Consider the following 25,213-nt stretch of genomic DNA (forward strand, 5'->3'; position numbering starts at 1 on the left):
ACTTAAACAACAAGGATGAAAAAAGTGTTCTCTGAGATGCGTGAAATAGAGGGTAGCCAGCTGGGACGTCTTTTCACTTTTGAAGCCGCTGCCCGCCACGGCTCGTTTGCCGGCGCGGCGGCGGCGCTGGCGCTCACGCCCAGCGCTGTCAGCCACCGTATCAGCCAGCTGGAAAGAGAACTCGGTATCTCTCTGTTCACCCGTTTACACCGCAGGGTGCTGCTGACCGAAGAGGGTGAGCGGATCTTCAATGCAATGAGTACCTCACTCGACTACCTCAACCGGGAAATTCAGGGCATCAGAAATCAGGGATCGAGCGGTAGGCTTACGGTTTACAGTCGCCCGTCGTTTGCACACGCCTGGCTCGCACCGGCGGTAGCCTCTTTTCTGGAACAAAACCCCGCTATCGATCTCGTCATTAATACCGGAAACGAACCGGTCGACCTGCATAAAATGGGTGCCGATCTGGCCATCTGTTTTGATGCTGACGTGCCGGACAGATTTCATCTCGACCCGCTGATGGATGAACATATTATTCCGGTATGCAGCCCGCACTACGCTGCACAATTCAGGCTGACGGACTGCCCGGAAAATCTTCGGAGCTGTCGCCTGCTGCACGATCGTCAGGCGTGGAGTGTCGATTCCGGAGAAAATGAGTGGCTGTTGTGGGCAGCGCATTTTGACGTGGATATCACGGCAGCGCGCCGTGCCGAATTTGATCAGGCAGAGCTTGCGGTTGCTGCAGCGACAAACCATGCCGGCGTTGCGATGGGACGTAGGGCGCTGGTAAAACAGCGCATCGCCTCTGGCGAACTGGTAACGCCTTTCCCCCGGCTGGCGCTGCGGTGCAGCGAACGGTATTACATCGCTACCCGCGCAGACAGACGCTGGCCAAAAACAGAAACTTTTATCCGCTGGCTGCAGGAAACCGTGTCGAAAGAGAGATAATTACGCTCATAGCATTGTCACGCCGGCAGAGCAGGATCCCGGCGTAAACCGCGCTTTTTTTAAGCAATTCGGGTATAATAGCCTGACGCTCGCACACCCTTTTTATCCTCACCAAAGCAGGCATATGGCATTTCAGAATCCGGCTCAAAACTTTATCGAAGCGCGCCTGAACCTGGGTGATATCGTCTCGCTGTCGCCCTGGTCCACCTACCTAATGCGTAGTGATACAGCCTGCCCGGAGGCGGGTATTGTTAAAGGCTCAGTTCTGGCAGTTGATCGGGCACTGACGCCACGGCACGGTCAGATTATTGTGGCGGAATATGAGGGTGAGCTGGTGCTGCGCAGGTTGCTGCTGAAACCCGTTCCGGCGCTGCAGTCGCTGGAGCCGTCCAATGCTGTCGTTCTGCTCGACGAGAATCAGCCGCTGCCGGTGTGGGGCGTGGTGGCTTATGCGCTCAATGATATCGCGGGCCAGGGTTTCACCGGACCTGCTGGAGAATAGCTATGTTTGCGCTTGCTGATGCCAACAATTTTTACGCCTCCTGTGAAACCATTTTCAGACCCGATCTGCGCGGCAAACCCGTTTGCGTGGTATCAAATAATGATGGCTGCGTGATTGCCCGTTCTGCTGAAGCAAAGCGCATGGGTATAAAGATGGCCGCCCCCTGGTTTAAGCATGAGCGCTATTTTCGTGACAATGGCGTACACGTTTTCAGCTCTAACTATGAGCTTTATGGCGATATGTCGGCGCGGATGATGGCAATACTCGATGAGATGGCTGCCGGGCAGGAAGTCTACTCTATCGATGAAAGCTTTCTTGATGTCACGGGCATCAGCAGTTATATGCCGCTGGAGCGCTTTGGTCAGCAGATGCGCGATCGCGTTCGCCAGGAAACCGGCCTGACCATAGGCGTGGGCTTTGGCCCGACCAAAACGCTGGCCAAACTGGCGAATCAGGCGGCCAAGCAGTGGACGAAAACAAACGGCGTGGTCGATCTCTCCGATCCCCGGCGCCAGCAAAAATTGCTGCAGCTGACGCGCATTGGCGATATCTGGGGTATTGGCTGGCGAATTGCCCAGCGTCTGGAAGAGATGGGGATCACTACTGGGCTGCATCTGGCAGAAAGTAATGCCAGTACGATCCGCAAAAAATTTGATGTGATTGTTGAGCGCATTGCACGCGAGCTGCGCGGCGAATCCTGTCTGGCACTGGAGGATGCGCCGCCGCCAAAGCAGCAGATCGTCAATTCACGCTCTTTCGGGCAGCGCATCACGACGCTGGATGAAATGCAGCAGGCGGTTATGGCCTATGCGACCCGGGCTGCTGAAAAACTGCGCCAGCAGGGCTCCCGCTGCCGTCATATCACCGTCTCTGTGACGACCGGCCGCTATGGCGACGATCCCAGATACTCAGCTACCGCGCCCGTCAGCTGGCAATATCCTACGGCGGACACGCGTGACATCGTCGCCTTTGCCCTCCAGGGGCTGAACGCTATCTGGCGCGACGGTTTTCGCTATGCCAAAGCGGGCGTGACGCTGAGCGACTTCTGGCAGTCTGGCAGCACGCAGTTTGATATGTTCAGCCAGCAGCAGCCGCGTGCCAATGCGGATGCACTGATGACCGCTCTCGACGCCATAAACCGTTCAGGTAAAGGCAAAATCGGTTTCGCCAGCCAGACGACAGGAAGTCAGGCGTGGCAGATGAAGCGCAACATGCTCTCGCCCCGTTATACCACTCGCCTGGCCGATATCCCTGTGATCCGATAGCAGGCTCTCGCCTCCGGCGAGCCACTCCGCTCCTGCGCATCAAAGGCGCCTTACTCTGCCGCGTGCTCTGTGAATGGCGTGATGCGGTAGGCGCAGCGTCGCGCCTGCTGCAGAATATGTTCAACGCGCTCTACTTTCGCCTCCAGCACTTCGCTGAACAGCATCAGTTCAGCGCGGCAAAATCCCTGACAGGCGGCAGCAGCGACGCAGATAGGACAGTGATTCTCAATCAGCAAGAGCGTTCCGTCAGTCTGCTCCTCATACTCTGCCATATAGCCCTCCAGCGACCGCAGTGCCGCCAGCCGCGCCACCCGCTCCCGCAGATCGACAGCATCCTGCAGCTCACGCTGGTAAGCGGCGCGGCTACTCTGTTCGCGCAAATCTATCAGGCGATCAATCGCCTGTTCACCAAAAGCGTGCCGTACCGTATCCAGCAGCTGCACCGTCAGCGTCGCATGGGAATCCGGAAACCGGCCGTGGCCCGCCTGCGTCAGCGTCCAGAACTGCCCCGGACGTCCTACTCCTTTGCTGCGGGAGAACGACTCTACCAGCCCTGATGACGCAAGTTTGCTGAGTTGCTGGCGTGCCGCTTCAGCCGTCATGCCCAGCGTCTCTCCCGCCTCAGCAGACTGCAGCGGCCCGCGCGTTTTCAGCAGATAAAGCAGGCGCTCTGGTGTTGCCTGTGCTTTATCTTCCGAGTTTAACAAGCGATTGCTTGACAAAATATTTTACCCTCTTTAATAATCCAAGCGTTGTCTTGTTTTATTAATGTAATGGATCCCGCTGCGCTCAGCAACGGGGCATATGACGCAACGCATGCCGGGAGGCTTATATGTCGTCAGGACAGGAAGGAAGCTGGAGTGAATTACTGGGAGGCAAAAACCTGTTTTTTGCCATTGCACTTTCAGGCGGCGTTGCACTGCACGCCATTAATGTTTACATCGCCACTACGGTGCTTCCCTCTGTTATCAGGGAGATAGGCGGACTGCACCTCTACGCATGGAACACAACGCTGTTTGTCGTCGCCTCCATACTGGGTTCAGCGCTGACTGCGCGGCTGCTGGCGGTGACGGGCGCACGACAGGCCTATCTGGTGGCGGCACTGCTTTTTATCGCGGGCAGCCTGGTCTGCGCACTGGCGCCCGCTATGCCGGTAATGCTAGCGGGTCGGGCGCTACAGGGGCTGGGCGGTGGTTTTCTGTTCGCGCTCTGCTATGCCATGATCTATGCCGTTTTTGAGGAAAAGCTCTGGCCGCGCGCGATGGCGCTGATCTCCGGCATGTGGGGCGTAGCAACGCTTCTGGGCCCGGCTGCCGGGGGAATATTTGCCGAAATGGACGCCTGGCGCATGGCTTTTGGCATACTGATCCCCGTCACGCTGAGTTATATGCTGCTGGTGTGGCTGATTTTCCCTGCGCGCAAAAATACAGAAGCCTCCCACACCGGAAAGCTCCCCTGGATGCAGCTGCTGTTACTGGTTGCGGCCGTTATGACCGTGAGCGCAGCGAGCATGTCCTCTGACATTGCGGTGAATATCGCCGGGATATCTGCGGCGGTTATTCTGCTGCTGCTGTTAATCCGCCAGGAGTTTATCAGTGAAACCCGCCTGCTGCCGCGTAATGCGCTGCGCCTCAGCTCGCCGCTGCTGGCGCTCTATATCACCATGGCACTGCTCATTATCGGTATGACCAGTGAAACCTTCGTGCCCTATTTTCTTCAAATCCTGCATGGACAGACGCCGCTGATCTCGGGCTACCTGGCGGCGCTGATGGCCGCAGGCTGGACGGTATCGGAGATCTGGAGCTCCGGCTGGCAGACGCGGGGCATTAAGCGCGCAATTGCTGCAGGACCGGCGCTGGTTCTGGCTGGCATGGTGCTGCTGGCTATTGTGACGCCGCGCTCAGCCAGCAGCAGCGGGCAGACACTTACACTGATCGGGACAGGACTGGCGCTGATTGGCTTTGGTATCGGGCTGGGCTGGCCCCATTTACTGACGCGCATCCTGCAGGTGGCTCCCACAGACGATCAGGATGCAGCTGCCACCTCCATCACTACGGTTCAGCTGTTTGCTACCGCTCTGGGTTCTGCCATCGCCGGTATGCTCGCCAACGCTGGTGGCCTGTCGGCGCCGGGGGGAATCGCTGGCGCCTCCTCTGCGGCCTGGCTGCTTTTTGCCGTTATGGCAGCCGCTCCGCTGCTCTCTCTGCTGAGTGCTAAAAAAGTGCTCACCGGATTTAAGCAGCAGAAAACCAGCTGAAGCCGGAGCGCCTCTGACAGTTGTCAGAGGCGCTTTATCTGGCGCAGAACGTTATGCGGAATATAGACGTTACCGACGGGCTGAGCGAGATAACAGAGCGTATCAGCCCTGCTGCACCGCACGCTGTTCGCTCTCATTCATCGCGCGATGCAGGGTTGCAAGCAGCGGTTCAATGTCGAGCGGCTTGGTAAAAATATCAAACGCTCCCTCCTGGAACGTGCTGCGGCAGACGTCAAGCGTGCCATACGCGGTCATCAGAATAACCGGCAGCAGCGGATGACGGGCGCGCTGTTCGGTCAGCCAGTTAAGCCCGTCGATACCGGGCAGCCGCACATCCACCAGCAGACAGCCGCGCAGCGGCAGCGCTTCTGCACCGGCAACAGCGTCGAACGTCGCCAGATCGCCGAAGTCAGCCACCTCGTAATCTACGGTTTTCAGCAGAAATCCCAGCGACTCCCTTACTGACAAATCATCATCCACCAACCACACTTTCGCGCTCATTCCATTACTCCGCCACCGGGAAAATTAACGTTATCTCTGCACCATATCTGGCGCGATTTATCAGCACCCGCTGACCGTTCAGGTACAGCGCCGGGCGCATCTGCAGAAAAATCTGGTACTGACTGGCGAAGGCAGATTACGGCTGCCAGCCTCTATTTCAGAAAAGTTCGTAGCCTGCCTCAGGGGTGATCTTGCGGTATCGTGCAGCAGAGGCGGTATGTTGCCGTGAGGCTGCAGTGCAAAAAGCGTGGTCAGCCTGAACGATAAAAAGTGCCTGCAGCATGGCTGACAACAGCCTGCATCACGGCTGCCGGAAGCCTGTCGCGCGCAGCGCAATGCGCTGTTCCTGAGGCGGCAGCGGTGCTCCACTTAAAGATGCGCGATCTTTTCATATCTCTTCCCGGAACGCTATCGGCACAAGTCTGGATAACGCAGCCGCCAATACCACGCTTAACTAGGGGATTCGCTTAAAAACGTTCAGGCCTCTTTCTGTGGCAGGGGTAATACTCAGTCAGGCGTTACCCGCGTGCAGGGTGCTAAAACAGGTGGTATGGTTCGGCTGGCAGCAGCGTAAATGCCCGCTTCATTATGCGCGCCTCCTCTGCCGGACTGCGGCCAAACAGGCGTTTAAATTCGCGGCTGAACTGTGAATTACTTTCGTAGCCTGTACGCGCAGCTGCCCCGGCTGCGGTCAGGTTCTGCTGGATCAGCATCAGTCGTGCACGATGTAAGCGCAGTGATTTAAGATACTGAATGGGTGAAGTCTGCGTAACGGTTTTGAAATGCAGATGAAAACGCGGCACGCTCATGCCCGCCTCACGGGCAAGTTGCGTAACGTTTACAGGCTGCTGCCAGTTATCATGGATTTGCTGTAGCGCCCGGGCAATGCGGCCAAAATGGCCCTGATACGCCAGCGCGGCGCGTACAGCGGCACCCTGCTGCCCCATCAGAATGCGAAAGCAGATCTCTTCCACACGGGCCGGCCCCAGTATCCGCGCTTCAAGCGGATCCCGTAAGACCTGAAGCAGTGCCAGCGTACTCTGTAGCAGTGCGCTATCCAGCGGCGTGGAGATAATAGCGGCCGTCGCCCTCTCTTCACCTGCAGGCTTTGCCGGCACCTGCGCGATGAGCTTCGCCAGTACGTTAACGTCAAAACGGATCGCCAGGCCCAGCAGCGGCTCAGCGGACGTCGCTTCAGTCTCCGCTGAGAATGGCAGAGGCACAGACAACACCAGATAGTGTTGCGCGTCATACCGGTAGACATTATCCGCCAGAAAGGCACGCTTGGCACCCTGGCAGATAATGATAATGCCCGGCTCATAAAGTACCGGCGTGCGCGCCCACTGCTGATTAGCCCGCATAAATAACACGCTATCCAGCAGGGATTTTGTATACCCCTCCTGCCGTGCCAGCTGGTTAAGCAAAGTGCAAATCTGCTGTTGCACATCATTCATCACAGGTTCTCCCGGATAGTTTAATTCCTGCTTAGTTACAAAGCGCGGCGCGCGACACGCTCCGCGAGAGGATCAGGCAAAGATGCGCAGTGAATAGGTCTGTTGACGATTGCGGCATTTTTCAACAATAGCAGGGTACTTCACGCGAGGAAAACAAGATGACTGATACAAAAGCGAAAGTAATTATTTTGACCGGCGCCAGCAGCGGTATCGGTGAAGCCATCGCCCGCTATCTGGCCAGGCAGGGTCACAGGCTGATCCTTGGTGCACGCCGGGCCACACGTCTGGCATCGCTGTGTGATGAGCTGCAGCAGCAGGGTGCCCGGGTAGATTATCTGACGACAGATGTGACGCAGCGCGCTGATGCACAGGCATTAGCCCGTCTGGCCATTGAAAAATATGGGCGGATTGATGTGATGATTAACAATGCGGGCGTGATGCCGCTCTCTCCGATGGCTTCACTGAAAGTTGAAGAGTGGGACCAGATGCTCGATGTTAATGTGCGCGGCGTGCTGTATGGCATCGCTGCAGTATTGCCCGCAATGCAGCAGCAGCAGGCGGGTCACATTATCAATATCGCGTCAATCGGGGCGCTTACGGTCTCACCCACCGCGGCGGTTTACTGCGCCACTAAATTTGCCGTCCGCGCTATTTCTGAAGGATTACGGCAGGAGTCGTCCGCTCTGCGCGTTACCGTTATCAATCCAGGCGTAGTGGAATCTGAGCTGGCTGACAGCATTACTGACGATGTGGCCCGGGAGGCGATGCGCAGCTTTCGGGCTATCGCCCTTAAACCGGAATCGATAGCGCAGGCGGTCAGCTGGGCTATCGATCAGCCTGGCGAGGTTGACGTCAGTGAAATCACGCTGCGCCCTACTGCCAGCCCGTTTTAAGCCATAAAAATTCTGGCGATTTCAGGCTGAAATTTCAGGCATTGACGCGCGGGCGCCATTATAACCAGCCCGCGCGCTTCAGCCGCCACCACATAATGCAGCAGATAAGCAGCGTTGATCCCAGCGCCACCGGATAACCAAAATGGCTGTGCAGCTCCGGCATGTCAGAGAAGTTCATGCCATACATACTGAATACAATCGTCGGCACAATCAAAATGGCGCCCCAGCCCGCCAGCTTTTTATTCACTTCACTCTGCTGCACAGAGACCAGCGCGAGGTTGACCTGCATCGCACTGGCCAGCGTTTCACGCATATCCTCTGCATCGATCATGACGTGATGTGCGTGATCCTGCACATCGCGCAGATAGGCGCGCAGATTTTTTGGAATAATATCTTCATGGAAACGAACCAGCTGCGGACAGATTTCAGTAACCGGCATCGCGGCGTTGCGCAGCGCCAGCAGCTGGCGTCGCAGATGGTAGACCTGCTCCAGCGCATGGTTATCGAAGCGTGTGGAGAACATCCCATCTTCAAGATTACCGATACGCTCGCTGAGCGTTTGCGTGATTTTACTGTAGTTGTCCACAATAAAGTCGAGGATGCAGTAGAGTGCATAGCCTGGTCCCTGGCACAGCATGGCGTGATTTTTTTCCGCTTTCTCCCGGATTGCCGCATAGCCTTCCCGCGAGCCGTGGCGTACCGTGATCAGGAAATTTTTGCCCAGAAAGAAGTGCGTTTCACCAAACGTAATGTGCTGCTGCTCATGCATATACGCTGTCTTAACCACGATAAATACCGATTCGCCATACTGCTCAATCTTAGGACGCTGATGCGCCAGCAGAGCATCTTCAATCGCCAGCTCGTGCAGCCCAAACTCCTCCTGCAGCTTTTGCATAAAAGCGGGTTCAGGCTGATATAACCCGAGCCAGACGAACGAATTATCTTCTTTCAGGATATCGCTGATCTCTGCGACATCGACATGCTCTTCCCGCTCGCCATGACGATAGACCACGCAGTTGACGATCTCATCTGCGTGGTTGTCGGTTCGTTCCTGCTTTTCCATTTTTGCCTCAATCCTGCTCTGGCTTACTCTGTCGCTCTCTGACGGGGTCCGGGAGCGACGCCTTATACTGTTAGGGTAGCAAAAGCCGTGACAGGCGGATATTGCCAGCCAGATAAAGTCGTTACGGCACGCCCAGATAACGCAGTAATCCCGTCATCGCTGCAGCTCCCACGATAACCAGAATCAACGGCGTCCGTCGCCATGCCAGAAAAACAGCAAACAGAACGCCTGCTACCCGTGCGATGCCGGCAAAGTGCGTTCCTTCAAACAGTGCGGTTGTTACCGCCACCGCCAGCAGCAGAACCGTGGCAGCATCTGACAGCATATTGCGCGTTTTTTCTGACATCGGCAGCCGGCTGCCGAGGCGGTATCCGGCAAAACGGATAGCGTACGTTCCGGCTGCCAGCAGCGCGATACCGGCAATGACCAGACTATTGTCCATCTTTACGCTCCCGCCAGCTCAGCAACCCCAGCAGGGAAAACAGCACCGGCATTCCTGCCGGTACAAAAGGCGTGACTGCGACAGAGAGTGCGGTCCCGGCCAGCGCCGGAATGCGTGTCCGCCGCTTGCGCAGCGCCGGAAAAATCAGCGCAATCAGGATCGCCGGGAAAACCGCATCCAGCCCGATGGCGGAAACGTCAGGGATAAAACGACCAATCATGGCGCCACCGATAACGGTAAGTGGCCAGATTGCAAAAATACCGAGCCCGCACAGCCAGTAGGCAACCCGACGCTGCTGCAGTCCCGGTTGCGAGATACCAAATACCACGCTTTCATCGTTCATGATATGGCAGCCAAGCAGGCTGCGGCCTCCCTGCCCCACCAGATCTTTTACCGCGATGCCAAACGGCAGATGGCGCGCATTGACCAGCAGCCCGGCGGCGGCGGCAGTGAGCGGGCTTCCGCCACCGGCAACAATGCCAATAAACAGAAACTCCGAAGCGCCCGCCAGCACCAGCGTAGAGAGCGCTATCGGCACCCAGAGCGGAAAACCCTGTGCAGCGGCCAGCGAGCCATAGGAGAGGCCCACAATGCCGTCAGCCAGACAAACCAGAACAATCGCTTTTATCACGCCGCGATCAAGCACGTTAATCCCCGCACGCATCACATATTGATCTCATATCGAACAGTAAAGACAGTATAATGAACGTTCAGAAATTGTTTTACAAGATGAACAATCGTTCGATAAAAAGAACAGGAGCTGCTGTGACACCACCGATTGATACTATTGCCGCCGGGCTGATCCGCGAGCGGCAGCGTGCCGGACTTTCACTGACTGAAGTGGCTCGCCGTGCGGGTGTGGCAAAATCAACGCTCTCACAACTGGAAGCGGGCAACGGCAATCCCAGTATCGAAACCCTCTGGGCGCTCTGTGTCGCGTTAAATATTCCTTTCGCCCGCCTGCTGGAGCCAGAGGTAAAACGTCTGCAGGTTATTCGTAAAGGTGAAGGGATGGTTGTTTCGGCTGAACTGGCTGATTATCAGGCGGCTCTGCTCGCCAGCTGCCCGCCAGGCGGGCGACGCGATCTCTATCTGGTGACCAGTCAGCCAGGCGCGCCGCGCGCTTCAAAGCCGCATCCGCCTGGTTCGGTTGAGCACGTTATCATTGCCCGCGGGCGGGCCAGGGTAGGACCCAGCGATGCGCCGGTAGAGCTGAATCCTGGCGATTACATCTGCTATCCCGCTGATGAACCTCACGTGTTTGAAGCACTGGAAGCCGATACCATGGCGGTACAGCTCTCTGAGCAGAACTGATATCGCCTGAGTCTCAATAAACGCATCTGGCCTGACGTGTACGCAACGTTCACTGTAATCAGTAAAGCGCGCCCGCAACAGGCGCGCTTTATGGCGATCAGCGATTGACCAGTTTTGCCGGCAGTGCCAGCACCAGCAGGCAGCTAAGCAATAAACAGGCAGCAAACAGCCACAGCGCCCCGTCGCTGCTGCCGGTCATATCCAGCGCCATTCCCATAACAGAATTGCTGACCAGGCCTGCAATATTGGCAATTGAGCAGGCGAGCGCAAAACCTGCGGCGGCGGCAGTACCGGTCAGGAAGGTTGCGGGCAGGCTGAAGAACACCGGCACGGCACCAATAATCATCGCCTGCGCAATGGAAAACAGCAGCACGGTTACAGCCACATTACCGCTCCAGAAGGGCGCGCAGGCCATTGCGGCTGCACCGATGATAAAAGGGACAATGATATGCCAGCGGCGTTCGCGCAGCCTGTCTGAGCTGGCGCCAATCAGCAGCATGCCAGCCAGGGCGGCCAGGCTCGGGATCGCCGTAAGATAACCAATCGTGGTGAGATCGGTTGAGCCTGCTTTTTTCAGCAGCGTCGGTAACCAGAAGCCCATTGCGTAAGCGCTGAGCAGTATGGAGAAATCGATCCCGCCCAGCATGATCACCCGCAGATTAAGCAGACCATCCCGCAGCCGGTGTTTCGCTTCAGCAGCTTCGCCCGCATCGCTGCGGAGTTCATCAGCAATCACCTGTTTTTCCTGAACGCTCAGCCAGGATGCCTCTGCCGGGCCATCCGGCAGCAGTCGCAGCGTCATCAGCCCCAGCAGAATACTCGGCAGGCCCTCCAGCAGAAACAGCCACTGCCAGCCATGCATTCCGTGCAGTTTGTCGAAGTGCGTCATGATCCAGCCAGAGAGAGGGCCGCCGATGATGCTGGAAAGTGGCAGACCCAGCATAAACAGCGCAATAATGCGGCCGCGTCGCCATGAGGGAAACCAGCGGGTCAGATAAAAGAGCACGCCCGGCAGAAACCCTGCTTCTGCCACGCCCAGTAAAAAGCGGATCGTATAGAACTGACCGGGGGTTTTGACCAGCAGGGTTAATGCCGAGAGCACTCCCCAGCTGATCATGATCCGCGCGATCCAGATCCGTGCGCCGGTGCGTTGCAGAAACAAATTACTTGGCACTTCAAACAGAATGTAACCCACAAAAAACAGACCCGCACCCAGACCAAACGCCGTTTCGCTTAGCGCTAAGTCGCTTGCCATCTGCAGCTTGGCAAAACCAATATTAATGCGATCCAGGTAGGCTGCCAGATAACACAGGCAGAGAAACGGGATCAGTTTTAACGTTATTTTTCGATAGATGGCGGCACTTTCCCGCCGCGACTGGATTACTGAAGGATCGGCTACTGCGCTCATCACTCTCTCCGCGTACCATGACTCTGAACAGGGACGGTCAACCGGGTAGTGTGTCACCCGTTCGCATAAATATGACCGCGCGAGAGTAGCGGTAATTATCACCCTGCGCCACTACTTCCTGCGGCAGGCGAGCGGCGTGACGGTAACGGGGAGATCGGCGTCGCGGATCACGCCAGCGTGTCCCTGCAAACGCAGCAGGCGGGCAGGATCAAGCAGCGAGCGGGCGCCGTTGTCCCCTTTTAACTCACTAAGCGCCGGGCCATATTCTGCCGTAAAGCCTACCGGATGGCCGGGTTTATCCTGCCAGCAAAAACGGGCCTGGGAGGCCCCTTCGGAGAGTGCGCCAGCGATACGCTGATGATCTTCTGCAGTAACCCATGCCATATCGCCGGGCTGAATCAGCCAGCCAGACCAGTGCGGCACAGCGCGGACGGCAGCAGCAATCGTCTCACCGCTGCCTGCACTGCTGACACACAGCACCGGTATCGCCTGCGCGGCAGCCAGCGCCCGTATTGCGGTATACTCAGGCCGCGTTACCAGCAGAAGCGGCAGGCCGCTGCGTTGTGCGGCATGCAGCGTCATACTGAGCACGGGATGGGGTGTTCCGGTACTGTCAGGCAAAAGGGCAAGCAGCTTATTGCCTTTTCCGCCCGCCTGCAGAAAACGTGTTCCCTGCCCGGCTGCAAGGATGATAATGCCCGGACTTTTCATGTTGCTGGCTACCTGAAAATCGTGAGGCGCACAGTATTGCGCGCCTCAGGACAGTTAGCGACGGTTTTTCCATACTGTCTGGATATTGCAGAACTCGTGCACGCCAAAACTGGAGAGCTCACGGCCATAGCCGCTCTTTTTAACGCCACCAATGGCGACGCGCGGATCGGATGCGCCGTTGCCGTTGATAAACACCGCTCCCGTTTCCAGCCGCTCTGCCAGCCAGCCGGCCATTGCCTCATCGCGGCTCCAGACGGTGGCACTCAGACCGAAATCGCTGTTGTTAGCCAGCGCAAGGGCGTGTTCTGCATCACGCGCCGTGGTAATTGCCGCAACCGGGCCAAATATTTCCTGCTGAAATGCTGTCATCTCCGGCGTCACATCAGCCAGAATGGTAGGGGCATAGTAATTCCCTTCCCCCTCAATTTTATGACCGCCCAGCACCAGACGCGCGCCCTCTTTGAGCGTTTGCTGCACCTGCGTATCCAGTTCATCACGCAGATCGTAGCGTGCCATCGGACCAATAAAGGTCTGCTCATCAAGCGGATCGCCAATTTTCAGCGCGGCTACGGCCTGGCTGAAACGCGCTTCAAATTCGGCGGCGATACTCTCTTCAATGATAAAACGCTTGGCTGCCATGCAAACCTGTCCGGTATTCTGATAACGGCCCACCACGGCTGAAGCGACAGCAGCGTCAAGATCTGCGTCGGCCAGTACGATGAAAGGATCGGCACCGCCCAGCTCCAGTACTGTTTTCTTAAGTACCGCACCGGCCTGTGCTGCAATAGCGGCACCAGCGCGTACGCTTCCGGTAACTGCAACGGCTGCAACGCGCGGATCGTTGATTGCTGCTGAAACGCCGGCGTTGTCCGTATTGATAACGGTAAAAGCACCGTGCGGCAGCTCTGTTGCATCAAAGAGTTCAGCCATAAGATAAGCCGATCCCATCACGCTGGGTGCATGTTTTAACAGATAGGTATTACCGGCAAGCAGCATGCTGACAGCGCCACGCAGTACCTGCCAGTAAGGAAAATTCCACGGCATCACGGCCAGTATGACGCCCAGTGGTCTGAATGACTGCCACGCCTGCTGACCCTCTACCGGAGCCGGTTTATCAGCAATCATGGCCGGGCCATGTTCGGCATACCAGTCACATAAGCTGGCGCATTTCAGGACTTCTGCACGTGCCTGGGCAACAGGTTTACCCATTTCCTGTGTTGCCATAATGGCCAGTTCATCCTGACGCTGACGCAGCTGTTCACCCAGCTGACGCAGTACCTTCACACGCTGTTCAATCGTTGTATTACGCCACAGCTCAGCGGCTTCTGCGCTCTGTGCAAGGGAGCGATCAAGTTCCTCAGCGGTCTGAAGTGGATATGTTGCGAGAATGGCACCCGTTGCAGGATTACGTGAAATCACATGGTCAGTCATCAGAATTCCTCAGTACATTGCTGTTGATCAGGCCTGTCACGATACGCCCGATTACTATTGATATAAAATGAATAATATTGAGCAAGTTGTTCTCTGATTGAAAGCAATTAAGAGAGAGTGTCTGCAGCGGGATCCTGAGTTATCCACTTATACATAAACCAGATCCCAATAAGAGATCATAAAGAGATCAAAGATAGATCCTAAGAGATCCCCGATCGTCGCAGGCCGCACCACACAAGGCCTCAAAGGGTGTTCATGTTCACTATAATCAGTAAACCATTCACTGTAATCAGTACTATATTCACTATACTCTGTGGAATGTTCACTATAATCAGTGCTAATGTTCACTGTAGTCAGAAAACGATCCCTTTCATCCACAAAATGAAGATCTCATGCCATGGCAGACAAAGAGAGTAAAAACAAAGCGTTACTGGAACCTTTTCTGTCGGTGACAAAAAACAGTGGCGAAGTTATTCAGCTCCATCCTAACAAGAATAATACCGTCCAGCCTGTGGCACTGATGCGTCTGGGATTGTTTGTTCCCACCCTTAAATCCACTGCTCGTGGCAAATCAGGGGCTATGGCCTCCACTGATGCGACCAAAGAGCTGAAAAACCTCTCGCTGGTGAAAGCGGAAGGGTATGAGAAGATCACCATAACCGGTGCCAGACTGGATATGGATAACGATTTCAAAACCTGGGCGGGGATTATTCAATCCTTCTCCCGTTATCCGACCAAAGGCGACACGGTGACGCTGCCTTTTATCGATTTCGTTAAGATGTGCGGTATTCCGTCAGCTAACTCTTCTGCAGCCCTGCGCAGGCGCCTGGATGCCTCATTACGGCGCATTGCAACCAATACGCTCTCTTTTGAAGGTAACGGCAAGGCTTATCATACTCACCTTGTACAATCTGCCTATTACGATCGGGAAAAAGATCTGGTGCGTATTCAGGCCGATCCCAAGCTGTTTGAGTTGTATAACTTTGATCACAAGGTTCTGCTTCAGCTGCGGGCCATTTCGCGCCTGAAACGTAAAGAGTCTGCTCAGGCGCTTTATACCTATCTGGAAAGCCTTCCTGTTAATCCTGCCCCTATCTCGCTGGCGCGACTGCGTATGCGCCTCAATCTGGGCTCAAAAACCACCACGCAGAACCATGTGGTGCGGCGTGCTATGGAGCAGCTGAAAGAGATAGGCTATCTCGACTACTCTGAGATTAAGCGCGGACGTTCAGTGTTTTTCATTATTCACAGCAGGACGCCCAAGCTTGATGGTATCGGAAATCTGGAAAGCATTGACGTGCTGGATGAGATCGAATTTGACGATTAATCATGACATTCACTGTAATCAGTAAAACATCTTCTCACGCCGCTGTACCGCATCAGTCGTGCAGCGCTCATCTGCCTCTCTTTACACTCTCCTGCAATCGGCTGTTCACTATAATCAGTAGCGTTCACTGTAAACAGTAAGCTTCGTTTGTCAGGTCTGAAACCACCAGCCACACAATCTCTCTGATACAGGCTATATTGATAGTAAGTACTAACATACTTACTTATACAGCTTAATTCGGCCGTGTTTACTGATTACAGTGAATGCCTGACAACCCCCTGCCCTGCTTAGATTACTGAATAACAGTATGCCGCTAGTGTTCACTGTAATCAGCAGATGATCAGATCGCGTTACGACAGCTGGAAGCAACTGCTCTTACGGCCAGTGCTATGATGCAGGCCGCTTCCGCGCCTGTCTGCTGATTACAGTGAACGCCACCCGCGATAAAACAGGAAATTACTGACTACAGTGAATATGGCCGGATCTGCTGCAGTAAAAGCGGGCATCCGCTACTGATTACAGTGAATGTGCTGCGTATAGACGTTCCAGGCGCCGGTGACGCTAAATGACCGCGCCCTGTAGCTCTCCTGATTACAGTGAACGTTTCAGCCAGGGAGGGCTTATTCACCGGAGAATGCTGATTACAGTGAATGCTGCCGGAGAGACGCTCCTCGGTTTTAACAGTTAACTACTGACTACAGTGAACGTACAGAGAGATACCCGCTCGCTGAGGCGACAGAGCATGCTTCATACAGCGTCTTTGCAGCAGCCTGCATTGAATCTTTTACTGATTACAGTGAACGCTGCGCCCTCATTTACTGATTACAGTGAATCTTTGGACTTCCGACTTATATCTGAGCGCCTGCAACTTTACGTTTACTGATTACAGTGAACGTTTAGCGGCTGCTGATTACAGTGAATGCTGCGGGCAATACACTCTGCAGGCATAATTAAGCATTCCGGTTTACAGGATAAGTAATTGCCTTATGTGCAGGATTTAAGTATAAAGTCATAAATCCTACATGTGTGGAGCAGGTATGGCTAATGATGAGAAGCAGATTCTGAAAGTTGCTCAACGTTCAGAAAGAATGCTGATGAGTCTCACCGAGCAGATTCAGGCACAAAAAGAAGAACTCAAAGAAAATACGTTTTATCAGGTCTATGCGAAAGCCGCGCTGGCTAAACTGCCAAAACTGACGCGCGCCAGCGTTGATTATGCGGTCAATGAGATGGAAGAAAACGGCTACGTGTTTGATAAACGCGCCGCCGGCAGCTCCACCAAGTATGCGATGTCGATTGAAAACATTGTCGATATCTACCATCACCGGGGCGTACCTAAATATCGCGATCGCCACGCTGAAGCCTATACCCTCTTCGTGGGCAATCTGAAAGGTGGCGTCTCCAAAACGGTTTCAACCGTCTCACTGGCACACGCGCTGCGGGCGCATCCGCATCTGCTGTTTGAAGATTTACGTATTCTGGTTATCGATCTGGACCCGCAATCTTCGGCCACCATGTTTCTGAATCACGAACGTTCAGTGGGTCTGGTAGAAGCCACTGCCGCTCAGGCGATGCTGCAGAATGTCAGCGGCGAAGAGCTGAAAAGCGACTTTATCGTGCCCTCTATCATTCCGGGCGTGGATGTACTGCCAGCCTCGATTGATGATGCGTTTATCGCCTCACGCTGGGAGGAGCTTTGTCATGAACATCTGCCAGGGCAGAACGTGCACGCTGTGCTGTATGAAAACGTTGTGGCAAAGCTTAAAAAAGATTATGACTTCATTTTCATTGATAGCGGCCCGCATCTGGACGCGTTTCTCAAAAATGCGATTGCTGCGTCTGATTTGCTGATGACGCCCGTTCCGCCTGCGCAGGTCGATTTCCATTCAACGCTCAAGTACCTTACCCGACTGCCTGAGCTGGTAGAGATTATTGAAGCGTCAGGGGCTGAATGCCGGCTGCAGGGCAATATTGGCTTTATGTCGAAACTCTCCAACAAAGCCGATCATAAGATGTGTCACAGCCTGGCTAAAGAGATTTTCGGTGGCGATATGCTGGACGCTGCGCTGCCGCGGCTTGACGGATTTGAGCGCTGCGGTGAGTCGTTTGATACGGTAATTTCAGCTAACCCTTCTACCTATGTGGGTAGCAGTGAGGCACTGAAAAATGCGCGATCGGCTGCGGAGGATTTTGCCAAAGCCGTATTTGACCGTATTGAATTTATTCGTTTGAACTGAGGTTAAGATGAGCGCAAAACGCATTACTATTGGCCGTACTTTCAGCCAGTCACCTCTGCAAAATGAACACACTGCTGCGGAACATACGCAGACGTTTGTGCTGAATACCGGCAAACGCGCGTTGTTCTCGCTTCAGCACGTCTCTGCGCGCGATGTGGAGGCAAAGACATTTGTCGTACAGGAGACCAATGGTCGTGACCAGTCTGGCCTGACGCCAGAGTCGCTGCGTGACATCATCCGTACGATTAAACTGCAGCAGTTTTTTCCCGCCATCGGGGTAAAGCGCGGCGAGCGAATTGAAGTACTTGATGGATCCCGCCGTCGCGCTGCTGCGCTGTTCTGCAAAACAGGTCTGAGCATACTGGTGACTGATGAGGATATCTCTGCTGAAGAAGCACGTCGTCTGGCTCAGGATATTCAGACTGCGCGTGAGCATAATTTGCGTGAAGTAGGTTTGCGCCTGCTGGCTCTAAAGCAGAGTGGCCTGTCGCAAAAAGAGATTGCTGAGCAACAGGGACTGTCACAGGCGAAAGTGACACGCGCCTTACAGGCGGCGAGTGTGCCGGCTGAACTGATCATGCTGTTTCCAAACCATGCTGAACTCGCCTATCCGGACTATAAGCTGCTGCTGCAGGCGTGTGAACGACTTCAGGAGAAGCAACAGAGCATAACCACGCTGGTCGAGACTATCAGCGCGGATATCGATGAGATTGCCTCTGAAGATAGCCTGGCTGAAGATGAAGTGAAGAATGCCATTTTGCGTCTGGTGCGCAATGGCAGTAACGCACTGCTTGAGACGTCGGGAAAAGAGAAAGTCGTGACGACGTCGCTCTGGGACTTTGCTGACAAAGATCGTTTTGCCCGGAAAAAATCCAAAGGGCGAACCTTCAGTTATGAATTTAATCGCCAGCCCAAAGAGCTTCAGGACGAGCTGGATAGGGTCATTAGCAGAACGCTTGCTAAATATCTGGAGCAGTAACCATGCCGCCTGCGGGCGGTTTTTTTTGCTTTCGCCACCTCATTTTCACGCCTAAGTGATTGTCAGTTATAGAGTTACGCTAAAAATTTCAGCCTGAAATCGCCACTGTTTCATGCTGTTTTGCGTAACAAGAGAGTTTTTACCCGGCAGAATGACGCATTCCGTTACAACCGCACCCGCACGGAGCCTGCTCCGGCTTTACCCGTTATGATAAATTAGATGATAATAATTACTATTCAGTAACGAAGGGAGTTCAAATGAAAGTTATCTGCGGTGTGGCGCTGAGCCTGGGTGTGGCTTTATCAGCGTCAGCCACCACCTATCCACTGACCATTACCGATTTGGATGGACAGCAACATACGTTTTCTAAAGAGCCTCGCCATATTATTTTGCAGGATGGGCGTGATGTACTGACGCTGGCGCTGCTCGATCGTGATAATCCTTTCGAACGCGTTGTAGCCTGGAATAACCTGCCTAAAAAGCAGGATACGCAAACCTGGGAAATGCTGAAAGCACGCTGGCCACAGGCGGAAAAAATTGTTGATATGGGCTTTAACGATCAGGGTCAGGTCAACCTTGAGAGCGTGCTGGCGCAGCAGCCAGATGTGATGATTGCGCAGTTACGTGCAAAACCGGCGTTGATCCAGTCTGGTGTGGTCAAAACGCTTGAGAATCTGCACATCCCGGTTGTATTTGTAGACTATGAACTGCATCCGGCCCAGAACACCGCTAAAAGCGTCTCTCTGCTTGGGCAGATCCTTAATCGCGAAGAGCAGGCCCGGGACTATACGACGTTCTATCAGCAAAAAATGTCGGCCATTACGAACGCAGTCAGCGGCATTGAGAAAAAGCCCACCGTGTTTATTGAGCCTATTGCCGGTAACAGCGATAACTGCTGCTTTACGCATAGCCATAACGGCTGGGGCGGACTGGTCGAAGCGGTAGGGGGCAAAAATATCGGTTCTGCACTTTTACCGGGCAACTCAGGTTTTGTTTCGCTGGAAAAAATCATCGCGATGAAGCCTGATGTCTATATCATGACCGGTTCTAAACGGCCTAACAGCAACGTGTTACCGTTTGGCTATGGCGTTAAGCCGCAGGAGGTTACCGCAACCTTCCAGACCCTGACGCACCGTACCGGCGTGGCACAGATTGAACCGGTGAAGCAGAACCGGGCTTATGGTATCTATCACCATTTCTATAACCATCCGTGGAATATCATCGGCATGGAAATCCTGGCGAAAGATCTCTATCCGCAGCAGTTCGCCGCGCTAAATCCGGTTGCCGATTATCATCAGCTGGTTAAAACCTTCACGCATCTGCCAGATGAGGCTATTACCCTGAGCTATCCTGACAATAACTGATCGAGCCCGGCGGCCTCAATATGCCGCCGGCACCTTTCTCTGTCTGTCGTCTTCCACTGGGTGACTTATCTTATTCACTGTAATCAGTAACCCGCGCAGGTGCTTCGCGTCTGCCAGCGAGAAAGCTCTGAAAGCAGTGAACATCGTCACTATTAACATTCTCATTAATCCACGTCGCGAGTAAGCTTATACTCTATAACAGGCCGGACGGGCTGACGGCAGATTCTATACGGGAGAGAGTAATGGCAGTTAAGATGATTGCAGTAGATATGGATGGCACCTTCCTTGATGATAACAAGCACTATAATCAGCAGCGTTTTGCCCGCCAGTACGCACTGCTCAAAGAGAAAGGGATCCGTTTTGTTGTTGCCAGCGGCAATCAGTACTATCAGCTGCAACACTATTTTCCTGATATCAAAGATGAGATTGCGTTTGTTGCTGAGAACGGTGCCTGGGTCTCAGACTGCAATGAGGAACTGTTTTGCGGAGAGCTGGCGCCTGAGCGGGTTCAGCAGATTCTGACTATTCTGGCGAAAGAGCCTGACATCAGCGTCGTGGTCTGCGGTCGTAACAGCGCCTATGTACACACCTCCATGCCTGAACATGTGGTGAATAAACTCAGCAATCACTATCGCCGGCTGGAAAAGCGTGACGATCTGAGCAGCATCGACGACACCATCTTTAAGTTCTCACTGAATCTGGAGCACGAAGGCGTTGAGGCACTGATGGCGAGATTGCATCATGAGCTGAGCGCAATTGAGAACATTATGCATCCGGTCTCCAGCGGATTCGGCTTTATCGACCTGATTATTCCCGGCTGTCATAAAGCGCACGGCATTGCCCTGCTGCAGCAAAAATGGGGCATTGATGATTGTGAAGTGCTGGCAATTGGCGACAGCGCAAATGATATTGAGATGTTGCGACAGGCCTGCTACAGCTTTGCTATGGATAATGCAGCCCCGTCGGTTGCGGCAGTCGCCCGCTATCGTACGCAGAACAACAATGAAGAGGGCGCACTTAACGTCATTGCACGCCTGCTGGCCCGGGAAACGCCGTTTAACTAAGTCTGATCTGACAGAGCCGCCAGCGGCGGCTCTGTTACTCCTCTGACTCAGCTTTAAGCCGGGCAGCGTGCAGATTGGCCTCCATACTATCCAGCGCGGCCTGGTTCTCAAGCCCCCACGTATACATCTCCTCCACCGGTCGGGCAAATGTCATTCCCAGCGGGGTGAGCCGGTAATCGACTTTAGCGGGCGTAACGTCATATTCCCGTCGTTCAACCAGGCCGCGCTGTTCCAGCGCTTTTAGCGTCTGAAACAGCATTTTTTTCGATATGCCCTGCAGGCTGCGCTGCAGTTCGCCGGTTCTGGCACAGTGATCTGGCCAGTGATAAAGCGCATGCAGCACCATTGTGCTCCATTTAACAGAAAACAGCTCCAGCAGTCTGCGCGGAGGTGAGTCCGCATAAAAGACCAGTTTACCCTCTTCCCAGGCTGGCATGCCTGACTCCTTATAAGGTCACCGTTTGGTGCCTACTGTTAATTTTTTTTCGCATTCACTATAGTCTGCCGCCTCTCAGCTTATTAAGCCATCTTTGCCGGAGGCACCATGAAAATCAATGCACTGGTTGCACATAATGCAACCGCACCCCTGACGTCTGATAGCGTCGCTCTGCGCCCGCTGCAAAATCAGGATGTCAAAATTGAGATCCTCTATTGTGGCGTCTGCCATTCTGATCTGCACATGGCGCGTAATGAATGGGGCGTCAGCCGCTATCCGCTGGTACCGGGACATGAGATTGTTGGCCGGGTAACGGAGGCGGGCAGTGAAGTCAGCAAATTCAGGCCGGGCGATCTGGTTGGCGTGGGCGTGATGGTGGATTCCTGCCGGACCTGCCATTTCTGTCAGCAGCATGAAGAGCAATATTGTGAAGCGGGTTTTACCGCAACCTATAATGGGACCGACAAGTATACCGGCGGCACCACCTGGGGAGGATACGCTGAGAGCGTCATCGTCGATGAGCACTTTGTGGTCGCCGTTCCGCAAAATCTGCCACCAGCCGGGGTAGCACCGCTTCTCTGCGCCGGGGTTACGGTCTGGTCGCCATTACGCCATTTTAATGTCAAAGCAGGCGACCGTGTAGGCGTGGTTGGGCTGGGCGGGCTTGGACACATGGCGGTTAAGCTGGCCAGCGCAATGGGAGCAGAGGTCACTCTGTTTACCACCTCTGCCGCCAAGCGCGACGATGCACTGCGCCTGGGGGCCAGTCGGGTAGTGGTATCACGCAACGCGGAGGAGATGGCAGCCTGCCAGAGCTCGCTGGATATTATCATCAACTGCGTGGCAGCTCCGCATGACCTTAATCCCTACCTGGCTACGCTGAAAACCAACGGACGTATGGTACTGGTAGGTATTCCGGATCGGCCACATACCTCGCCGGATATTACGCCAATGGTTTTCCGCAGGCTGAGCATTACTGGCTCTTCAATCGGCAGCATACAGGAAACGCAGGAGATGCTCGATTTCTGCGGCCAGCATAATATTGTGGCGGATATTGAAACCATCACCGGGGATGGCATAGAACAGGCATTTGAGCGTATGCTGCGCGGCGATGTGCACTATCGCTTTGTCATCGACATGCAAGCGACTCAATGGTAAGTCTATGATTAGCAGCGATTTCAGCCTGAAATCGCCAACAGAGACTCTTCAGGTGACATGTTAAACAGTGCCATCTAAATAAAATAATCTCTTAAGCCGGGCTTTACTGGCAGTCTGAATAATGCAGTTTTTATTTCAGGCTGTCAGATTTATCCGGTTTATCTGTTTGATAAATAACATTATTTTTTCATTAAAAGGATGGTAGTAAAAACAGCAGTTGTATACCAGCACAATTACATAAGCACGGTAACTTCAATCGTTAAAGTAAAGACGTCAAAATAATTCGCTGTCTGCGCCTTTTTCCCGATAAACTGCGGTTCCTGTTGATCAGATTTATCTTAGAATGAACTATTACACCCCCGATGATGATCATCTGAAAAAACGATCGAGACGTTTCGTCCGGCGCATGTTTTTTATGCGTCAGCTCGGTACTGTGCTCTGTTTCTTCCCAATCCTTTCCGTGCTGCTCGATATGCAGCGTGAGCTGTTTTACAGCGGCTTGCTGTTCGTTAATGCCTTTTTCTGGCCGTGGCTTGCCTGTCAGCGTGCACTGCGCGCTGAAGACCCGACCAGCGCTGAACGTAACAACCTCACGCTTGATGCCGCTTTTGGCGGGATCTGGGTGGCGCTGATGTCGCTTACTCCGGTGCCCTCTGTGATTATCATGGCCGTACTGGCCTCAGATCGCTATGCGGCAGGAGGCAGTACGCTGCTCATCTCCGCCGTTAAAGCGTTCATAGTGGCTTTCCTGTCGGTGTGGATACTCGATGGCGCACGATTAGAGAGTACATTTACGACGCAGACGGTGTGGCTGACGCTGCCGCTCGCCAGCTGTTACATGCTGGCGCTGAGTATCGCTTCCTACAACCTGACCTGGCAGCTGCGCAAGCGTAATCGCGAGCTGGAGCGCGTAGCCCTGATGGACCCGGGCCTGCAGATCCCTAACCGGCGGCTCTTTGAACGACGGCTGGAGAGTGAGTTTTTGAGTACGCGGCGCGGTGACAGTAACGGCTATCTGCTGCTGCTGGATCTGGACCATTTCAAGGCCGTCAATGACACCTGGGGGCATGAAGCCGGAGACTTTCTGCTGGCAGAAATTTCCGCTCTGCTGCGCAATTATGTCGGTATTCAGGATATACCTGCGCGTCTGGGAGGGGATGAGCTGAGCGTTATTGTTCACCATGCCAGTGATGAAACCGTGGTGGCCCTCGCCAGGCGATTGCGTGAAAAAATCGCGCAGGTCGCTTTGCCTGCCGCGCCTGATTTTCACTGCACGGTTAGCATCGGTATCGCGCCGGCAAGCAGCGCCGATTCTCTGCGCGACTGGCTGCGCCATGCGGATGAGGCCCTCTATCAGGTAAAGCGGGCAGGGCGTAACGACGTTCTGCTCTGGAGCTGATTAACACGATTCCGCGCCAGGCTAACGCAGCTGGCTATCTTTACTGCCCCGGCGATTATAACCGCTACTGCTGGCTTCTTTCTTATCCAGTTCAGACTGACACTGGATACAGTAGCGTACGCCGGGCAGTGCCGCGCGACGCGCTTCGGGTATAGGTTCTCCACACTCATCGCAGAAACGTGCACTGTCACCCTGCTTAAGATGACTTCGCGCCCGGGCGATAGCATCATCAACCGTCGCATCAATCTGTTTCTGGACTGCGCCATCTTCCGACCAGCCACCCGCCATAAAGCCCCCTTATCATTGCTGAACATTAACTATAGTCAGCGGTGATGCACGCGTCGCACTTTGCGTGCGGTTGCAGTCATCCCTCATTGCTGCCTCCTCAGACGAAATGCCTGCCATTTGCGCAGGCAACGATAAGATGCATCATCAATGCAATTTTTCTTTAATAAATATAGAGTTAGGGCGTTTCTTATTTTAAATGCGTTGTAATATGGATTTATATTTTTAATAAAAGTGTACAAAGGGTTGTGCGTTGTACAAATATATCCAGTCATATTGCTGGTTAATAAAAAAGCCAATTATAAATCAGCCAGAAAATATAGATCGCTTGTTTTGTTAATAAAGCGAAGCGGTAAGGAAAGGGTATCGATCAAGTTTTAATCGAAAATTCTTCTCCGAATGAAAAAATAACTCTCCTGACAGGTCGATTCTTTCGCGTAAGCGAAGCGTAAACGATGTCAGGAGAGTGTTATCTTAGGAATTAAATGAAGTGCAGAGATATCGGATTCTGTATAAGTTTACTTACGACGGCTGATCTTTCCTCCTTTTCTGCCCGCTTCAATAGCCCGTTCAGGATCGTTTTTGAAGTTGCCTCCACTGACCTGGCCGCCCTTGCGGCCTGCTTCGGCAGCGCGCTCTTTGTTAGCAGCAAAGTTACCTGCACCACCGCGGCGTGGTTTAGTTTTTTCAGCTTCTTCCGGGTTATTGCTGGAATCCTGCATTTTTTCCTCTCTGTTCATGCTGACTTGTGGCAAAAATAAATGTAGCGCTGTTT

The 25,213-nt window shown here is 54.0% G+C and carries 25 protein-coding genes; 13 read left to right on the forward strand and 12 right to left on the reverse strand.

Annotation, left to right across the window (positions count from 1 at the left end):
• Positions 1-15 precede the first annotated feature (15 nt).
• The 3 genes from dsdC (at position 16) to umuC (ending at position 2,715) form a co-directional block, all read left to right on the forward strand.
• Positions 16-948 carry a DNA-binding transcriptional regulator DsdC gene (dsdC, locus tag AC2CF9_RS06605; protein WP_484556562.1) on the forward strand — a complete coding sequence of 311 codons (933 nt, stop codon included), beginning with the start codon at positions 16-18 and terminating at the stop codon, positions 946-948.
• A 124-nt stretch (positions 949-1,072) separates the two neighbouring features.
• Positions 1,073-1,450 (forward strand): S24 family peptidase, encoded by a 378-nt coding sequence (locus AC2CF9_RS06610; protein WP_150016757.1) that lies wholly within the window; start codon positions 1,073-1,075, stop codon positions 1,448-1,450.
• A 2-nt stretch (positions 1,451-1,452) separates the two neighbouring features.
• Positions 1,453-2,715 carry a translesion error-prone DNA polymerase V subunit UmuC gene (gene umuC / locus AC2CF9_RS06615; protein WP_484556563.1) on the forward strand — a complete coding sequence of 421 codons (1,263 nt, stop codon included), beginning with the start codon at positions 1,453-1,455 and terminating at the stop codon, positions 2,713-2,715.
• Between the two features lie 50 nt (positions 2,716-2,765).
• Here umuC and AC2CF9_RS06620 read toward each other — a convergent pair whose 3' ends face one another.
• Complete coding sequence (locus AC2CF9_RS06620) at positions 2,766-3,422, reverse strand: helix-turn-helix transcriptional regulator (protein WP_484556564.1); 657 nt, start codon at positions 3,420-3,422, stop codon at positions 2,766-2,768.
• A 125-nt stretch (positions 3,423-3,547) separates the two neighbouring features.
• Between AC2CF9_RS06620 and AC2CF9_RS06625 the strand changes: the two genes are divergently transcribed.
• Positions 3,548-4,972 carry an MFS transporter gene (locus AC2CF9_RS06625; RefSeq protein WP_484556565.1) on the forward strand — a complete coding sequence of 475 codons (1,425 nt, stop codon included), beginning with the start codon at positions 3,548-3,550 and terminating at the stop codon, positions 4,970-4,972.
• Between the two features lie 102 nt (positions 4,973-5,074).
• Here AC2CF9_RS06625 and AC2CF9_RS06630 read toward each other — a convergent pair whose 3' ends face one another.
• Both AC2CF9_RS06630 and AC2CF9_RS06635 read right to left on the reverse strand, forming a co-directional pair.
• The gene (locus AC2CF9_RS06630; protein WP_484556566.1) at positions 5,075-5,473 is read right to left on the reverse strand and encodes a response regulator transcription factor; all 399 of its coding nucleotides are present in this window, start codon (positions 5,471-5,473) and stop codon (positions 5,075-5,077) included.
• Between the two features lie 536 nt (positions 5,474-6,009).
• Complete coding sequence (locus AC2CF9_RS06635; RefSeq protein ID WP_484556567.1) at positions 6,010-6,927, reverse strand: AraC family transcriptional regulator; 918 nt, start codon at positions 6,925-6,927, stop codon at positions 6,010-6,012.
• A 158-nt stretch (positions 6,928-7,085) separates the two neighbouring features.
• Between AC2CF9_RS06635 and AC2CF9_RS06640 the strand changes: the two genes are divergently transcribed.
• Positions 7,086-7,820 (forward strand): SDR family oxidoreductase, encoded by a 735-nt coding sequence (locus AC2CF9_RS06640; RefSeq protein ID WP_484556568.1) that lies wholly within the window; start codon positions 7,086-7,088, stop codon positions 7,818-7,820.
• 58 nt (positions 7,821-7,878) lie between these two features.
• Here AC2CF9_RS06640 and corA read toward each other — a convergent pair whose 3' ends face one another.
• The 3 genes from corA to AC2CF9_RS06655 all read right to left on the reverse strand — a co-directional run bounded on the left by corA (position 7,879) and on the right by AC2CF9_RS06655 (position 9,989).
• Positions 7,879-8,883 (reverse strand): magnesium/cobalt transporter CorA, encoded by a 1,005-nt coding sequence (gene corA, locus AC2CF9_RS06645; protein WP_484556569.1) that lies wholly within the window; start codon positions 8,881-8,883, stop codon positions 7,879-7,881.
• Between the two features lie 121 nt (positions 8,884-9,004).
• Complete coding sequence (locus AC2CF9_RS06650) at positions 9,005-9,325, reverse strand: AzlD domain-containing protein (RefSeq protein WP_150016749.1); 321 nt, start codon at positions 9,323-9,325, stop codon at positions 9,005-9,007.
• A complete protein-coding gene (locus tag AC2CF9_RS06655) occupies positions 9,315-9,989 on the reverse strand; it encodes an AzlC family ABC transporter permease (RefSeq protein WP_484556570.1) in 675 nt (224 codons plus the stop codon). The genes AC2CF9_RS06650 and AC2CF9_RS06655 overlap by 11 nt, the downstream gene beginning before the upstream one ends.
• Positions 9,990-10,090: 101 nt before the next feature.
• Between AC2CF9_RS06655 and AC2CF9_RS06660 the strand changes: the two genes are divergently transcribed.
• On the forward strand, positions 10,091-10,639 hold the full coding sequence (locus tag AC2CF9_RS06660) for a helix-turn-helix domain-containing protein (protein ID WP_150016747.1): 549 nt from the start codon (positions 10,091-10,093) through the stop codon (positions 10,637-10,639).
• Between the two features lie 97 nt (positions 10,640-10,736).
• Here AC2CF9_RS06660 and AC2CF9_RS06665 read toward each other — a convergent pair whose 3' ends face one another.
• The 3 genes from AC2CF9_RS06665 to AC2CF9_RS06675 form a co-directional block, all read right to left on the reverse strand.
• Positions 10,737-12,047: an MFS transporter gene (locus AC2CF9_RS06665; protein ID WP_484556571.1), complete on the reverse strand. Its 1,311-nt coding sequence runs from the start codon at positions 12,045-12,047 to the stop codon at positions 10,737-10,739.
• 111 nt (positions 12,048-12,158) lie between these two features.
• A complete protein-coding gene (locus AC2CF9_RS06670) occupies positions 12,159-12,758 on the reverse strand; it encodes a nucleotidyltransferase family protein (RefSeq protein WP_484556572.1) in 600 nt (199 codons plus the stop codon).
• 54 nt (positions 12,759-12,812) lie between these two features.
• Positions 12,813-14,189 carry an aldehyde dehydrogenase family protein gene (locus AC2CF9_RS06675; RefSeq protein ID WP_484556573.1) on the reverse strand — a complete coding sequence of 459 codons (1,377 nt, stop codon included), beginning with the start codon at positions 14,187-14,189 and terminating at the stop codon, positions 12,813-12,815.
• Positions 14,190-14,586: 397 nt separating this feature from the next.
• On the opposite strand from AC2CF9_RS06675, the gene AC2CF9_RS06680 reads away from it, so the two are divergent.
• From AC2CF9_RS06680 to AC2CF9_RS06700, 5 genes are all read left to right on the forward strand, one after another.
• On the forward strand, positions 14,587-15,516 hold the full coding sequence (locus AC2CF9_RS06680; protein WP_484556574.1) for a RepB family plasmid replication initiator protein: 930 nt from the start codon (positions 14,587-14,589) through the stop codon (positions 15,514-15,516).
• A 1,037-nt stretch (positions 15,517-16,553) separates the two neighbouring features.
• Complete coding sequence (locus AC2CF9_RS06685) at positions 16,554-17,753, forward strand: AAA family ATPase (RefSeq protein ID WP_071668117.1); 1,200 nt, start codon at positions 16,554-16,556, stop codon at positions 17,751-17,753.
• Between the two features lie 7 nt (positions 17,754-17,760).
• Complete coding sequence (locus AC2CF9_RS06690; RefSeq protein ID WP_484556575.1) at positions 17,761-18,732, forward strand: ParB family protein; 972 nt, start codon at positions 17,761-17,763, stop codon at positions 18,730-18,732.
• Positions 18,733-18,989: 257 nt separating this feature from the next.
• Positions 18,990-20,096, forward strand: coding sequence for an ABC transporter substrate-binding protein (locus AC2CF9_RS06695; RefSeq protein WP_484556576.1), 1,107 nt, complete (start codon positions 18,990-18,992; stop codon positions 20,094-20,096).
• Positions 20,097-20,338: 242 nt separating this feature from the next.
• On the forward strand, positions 20,339-21,160 hold the full coding sequence (locus AC2CF9_RS06700) for a Cof-type HAD-IIB family hydrolase (RefSeq protein WP_150016740.1): 822 nt from the start codon (positions 20,339-20,341) through the stop codon (positions 21,158-21,160).
• A 34-nt stretch (positions 21,161-21,194) separates the two neighbouring features.
• Here the strand turns inward: AC2CF9_RS06700 and AC2CF9_RS06705 are convergent, their stop codons facing one another.
• Entirely contained in the window at positions 21,195-21,596 is a 402-nt protein-coding gene (locus tag AC2CF9_RS06705) for a winged helix-turn-helix transcriptional regulator (RefSeq protein ID WP_150016739.1), read from the reverse strand.
• 108 nt (positions 21,597-21,704) lie between these two features.
• Between AC2CF9_RS06705 and AC2CF9_RS06710 the strand changes: the two genes are divergently transcribed.
• Together AC2CF9_RS06710 and AC2CF9_RS06715 are read left to right on the forward strand one after the other, a co-directional pair.
• Positions 21,705-22,754, forward strand: coding sequence for an NAD(P)-dependent alcohol dehydrogenase (locus tag AC2CF9_RS06710; RefSeq protein ID WP_484556577.1), 1,050 nt, complete (start codon positions 21,705-21,707; stop codon positions 22,752-22,754).
• Between the two features lie 343 nt (positions 22,755-23,097).
• The gene (locus tag AC2CF9_RS06715) at positions 23,098-24,153 is read left to right on the forward strand and encodes a diguanylate cyclase (protein WP_150016737.1); all 1,056 of its coding nucleotides are present in this window, start codon (positions 23,098-23,100) and stop codon (positions 24,151-24,153) included.
• A gap of 21 nt (positions 24,154-24,174) precedes the next feature.
• Here AC2CF9_RS06715 and AC2CF9_RS06720 read toward each other — a convergent pair whose 3' ends face one another.
• Positions 24,175-24,441: a DksA/TraR family C4-type zinc finger protein gene (locus tag AC2CF9_RS06720; RefSeq protein WP_040113772.1), complete on the reverse strand. Its 267-nt coding sequence runs from the start codon at positions 24,439-24,441 to the stop codon at positions 24,175-24,177.
• A gap of 515 nt (positions 24,442-24,956) precedes the next feature.
• Positions 24,957-25,160 (reverse strand): con-10 family general stress protein, encoded by a 204-nt coding sequence (locus AC2CF9_RS06725; protein ID WP_150017188.1) that lies wholly within the window; start codon positions 25,158-25,160, stop codon positions 24,957-24,959.
• Positions 25,161-25,213 lie beyond the last annotated feature (53 nt).

The organism is Pantoea sp. SYBGC1, assembly GCF_057197005.1.

Coding starts and splice junctions, on each gene's coding strand:
- AC2CF9_RS06695 (WP_484556576.1), top strand. CDS start 18,990: ATGAAAGTTATCTGCGGTGTGGCGCTGAGCCTGGGTGTGGCTTTATCA.
- AC2CF9_RS06690 (WP_484556575.1), top strand. CDS start 17,761: ATGAGCGCAAAACGCATTACTATTGGCCGTACTTTCAGCCAGTCACCT.
- umuC (WP_484556563.1), top strand. CDS start 1,453: ATGTTTGCGCTTGCTGATGCCAACAATTTTTACGCCTCCTGTGAAACC.
- dsdC (WP_484556562.1), top strand. CDS start 16: ATGAAAAAAGTGTTCTCTGAGATGCGTGAAATAGAGGGTAGCCAGCTG.
- AC2CF9_RS06670 (WP_484556572.1), bottom strand. CDS start 12,758: ATGAAAAGTCCGGGCATTATCATCCTTGCAGCCGGGCAGGGAACACGT.
- corA (WP_484556569.1), bottom strand. CDS start 8,883: ATGGAAAAGCAGGAACGAACCGACAACCACGCAGATGAGATCGTCAAC.
- AC2CF9_RS06630 (WP_484556566.1), bottom strand. CDS start 5,473: ATGAGCGCGAAAGTGTGGTTGGTGGATGATGATTTGTCAGTAAGGGAG.
- AC2CF9_RS06650 (WP_150016749.1), bottom strand. CDS start 9,325: ATGGACAATAGTCTGGTCATTGCCGGTATCGCGCTGCTGGCAGCCGGA.
- AC2CF9_RS06720 (WP_040113772.1), bottom strand. CDS start 24,441: ATGGCGGGTGGCTGGTCGGAAGATGGCGCAGTCCAGAAACAGATTGAT.
- AC2CF9_RS06725 (WP_150017188.1), bottom strand. CDS start 25,160: ATGCAGGATTCCAGCAATAACCCGGAAGAAGCTGAAAAAACTAAACCA.
- AC2CF9_RS06635 (WP_484556567.1), bottom strand. CDS start 6,927: ATGAATGATGTGCAACAGCAGATTTGCACTTTGCTTAACCAGCTGGCA.
- AC2CF9_RS06680 (WP_484556574.1), top strand. CDS start 14,587: ATGGCAGACAAAGAGAGTAAAAACAAAGCGTTACTGGAACCTTTTCTG.
- AC2CF9_RS06705 (WP_150016739.1), bottom strand. CDS start 21,596: ATGCCAGCCTGGGAAGAGGGTAAACTGGTCTTTTATGCGGACTCACCT.
- AC2CF9_RS06685 (WP_071668117.1), top strand. CDS start 16,554: ATGGCTAATGATGAGAAGCAGATTCTGAAAGTTGCTCAACGTTCAGAA.
- AC2CF9_RS06675 (WP_484556573.1), bottom strand. CDS start 14,189: ATGACTGACCATGTGATTTCACGTAATCCTGCAACGGGTGCCATTCTC.
- AC2CF9_RS06625 (WP_484556565.1), top strand. CDS start 3,548: ATGTCGTCAGGACAGGAAGGAAGCTGGAGTGAATTACTGGGAGGCAAA.
- AC2CF9_RS06610 (WP_150016757.1), top strand. CDS start 1,073: ATGGCATTTCAGAATCCGGCTCAAAACTTTATCGAAGCGCGCCTGAAC.
- AC2CF9_RS06665 (WP_484556571.1), bottom strand. CDS start 12,047: ATGAGCGCAGTAGCCGATCCTTCAGTAATCCAGTCGCGGCGGGAAAGT.
- AC2CF9_RS06715 (WP_150016737.1), top strand. CDS start 23,098: ATGAACTATTACACCCCCGATGATGATCATCTGAAAAAACGATCGAGA.
- AC2CF9_RS06640 (WP_484556568.1), top strand. CDS start 7,086: ATGACTGATACAAAAGCGAAAGTAATTATTTTGACCGGCGCCAGCAGC.
- AC2CF9_RS06710 (WP_484556577.1), top strand. CDS start 21,705: ATGAAAATCAATGCACTGGTTGCACATAATGCAACCGCACCCCTGACG.
- AC2CF9_RS06700 (WP_150016740.1), top strand. CDS start 20,339: ATGGCAGTTAAGATGATTGCAGTAGATATGGATGGCACCTTCCTTGAT.
- AC2CF9_RS06655 (WP_484556570.1), bottom strand. CDS start 9,989: ATGCGTGCGGGGATTAACGTGCTTGATCGCGGCGTGATAAAAGCGATT.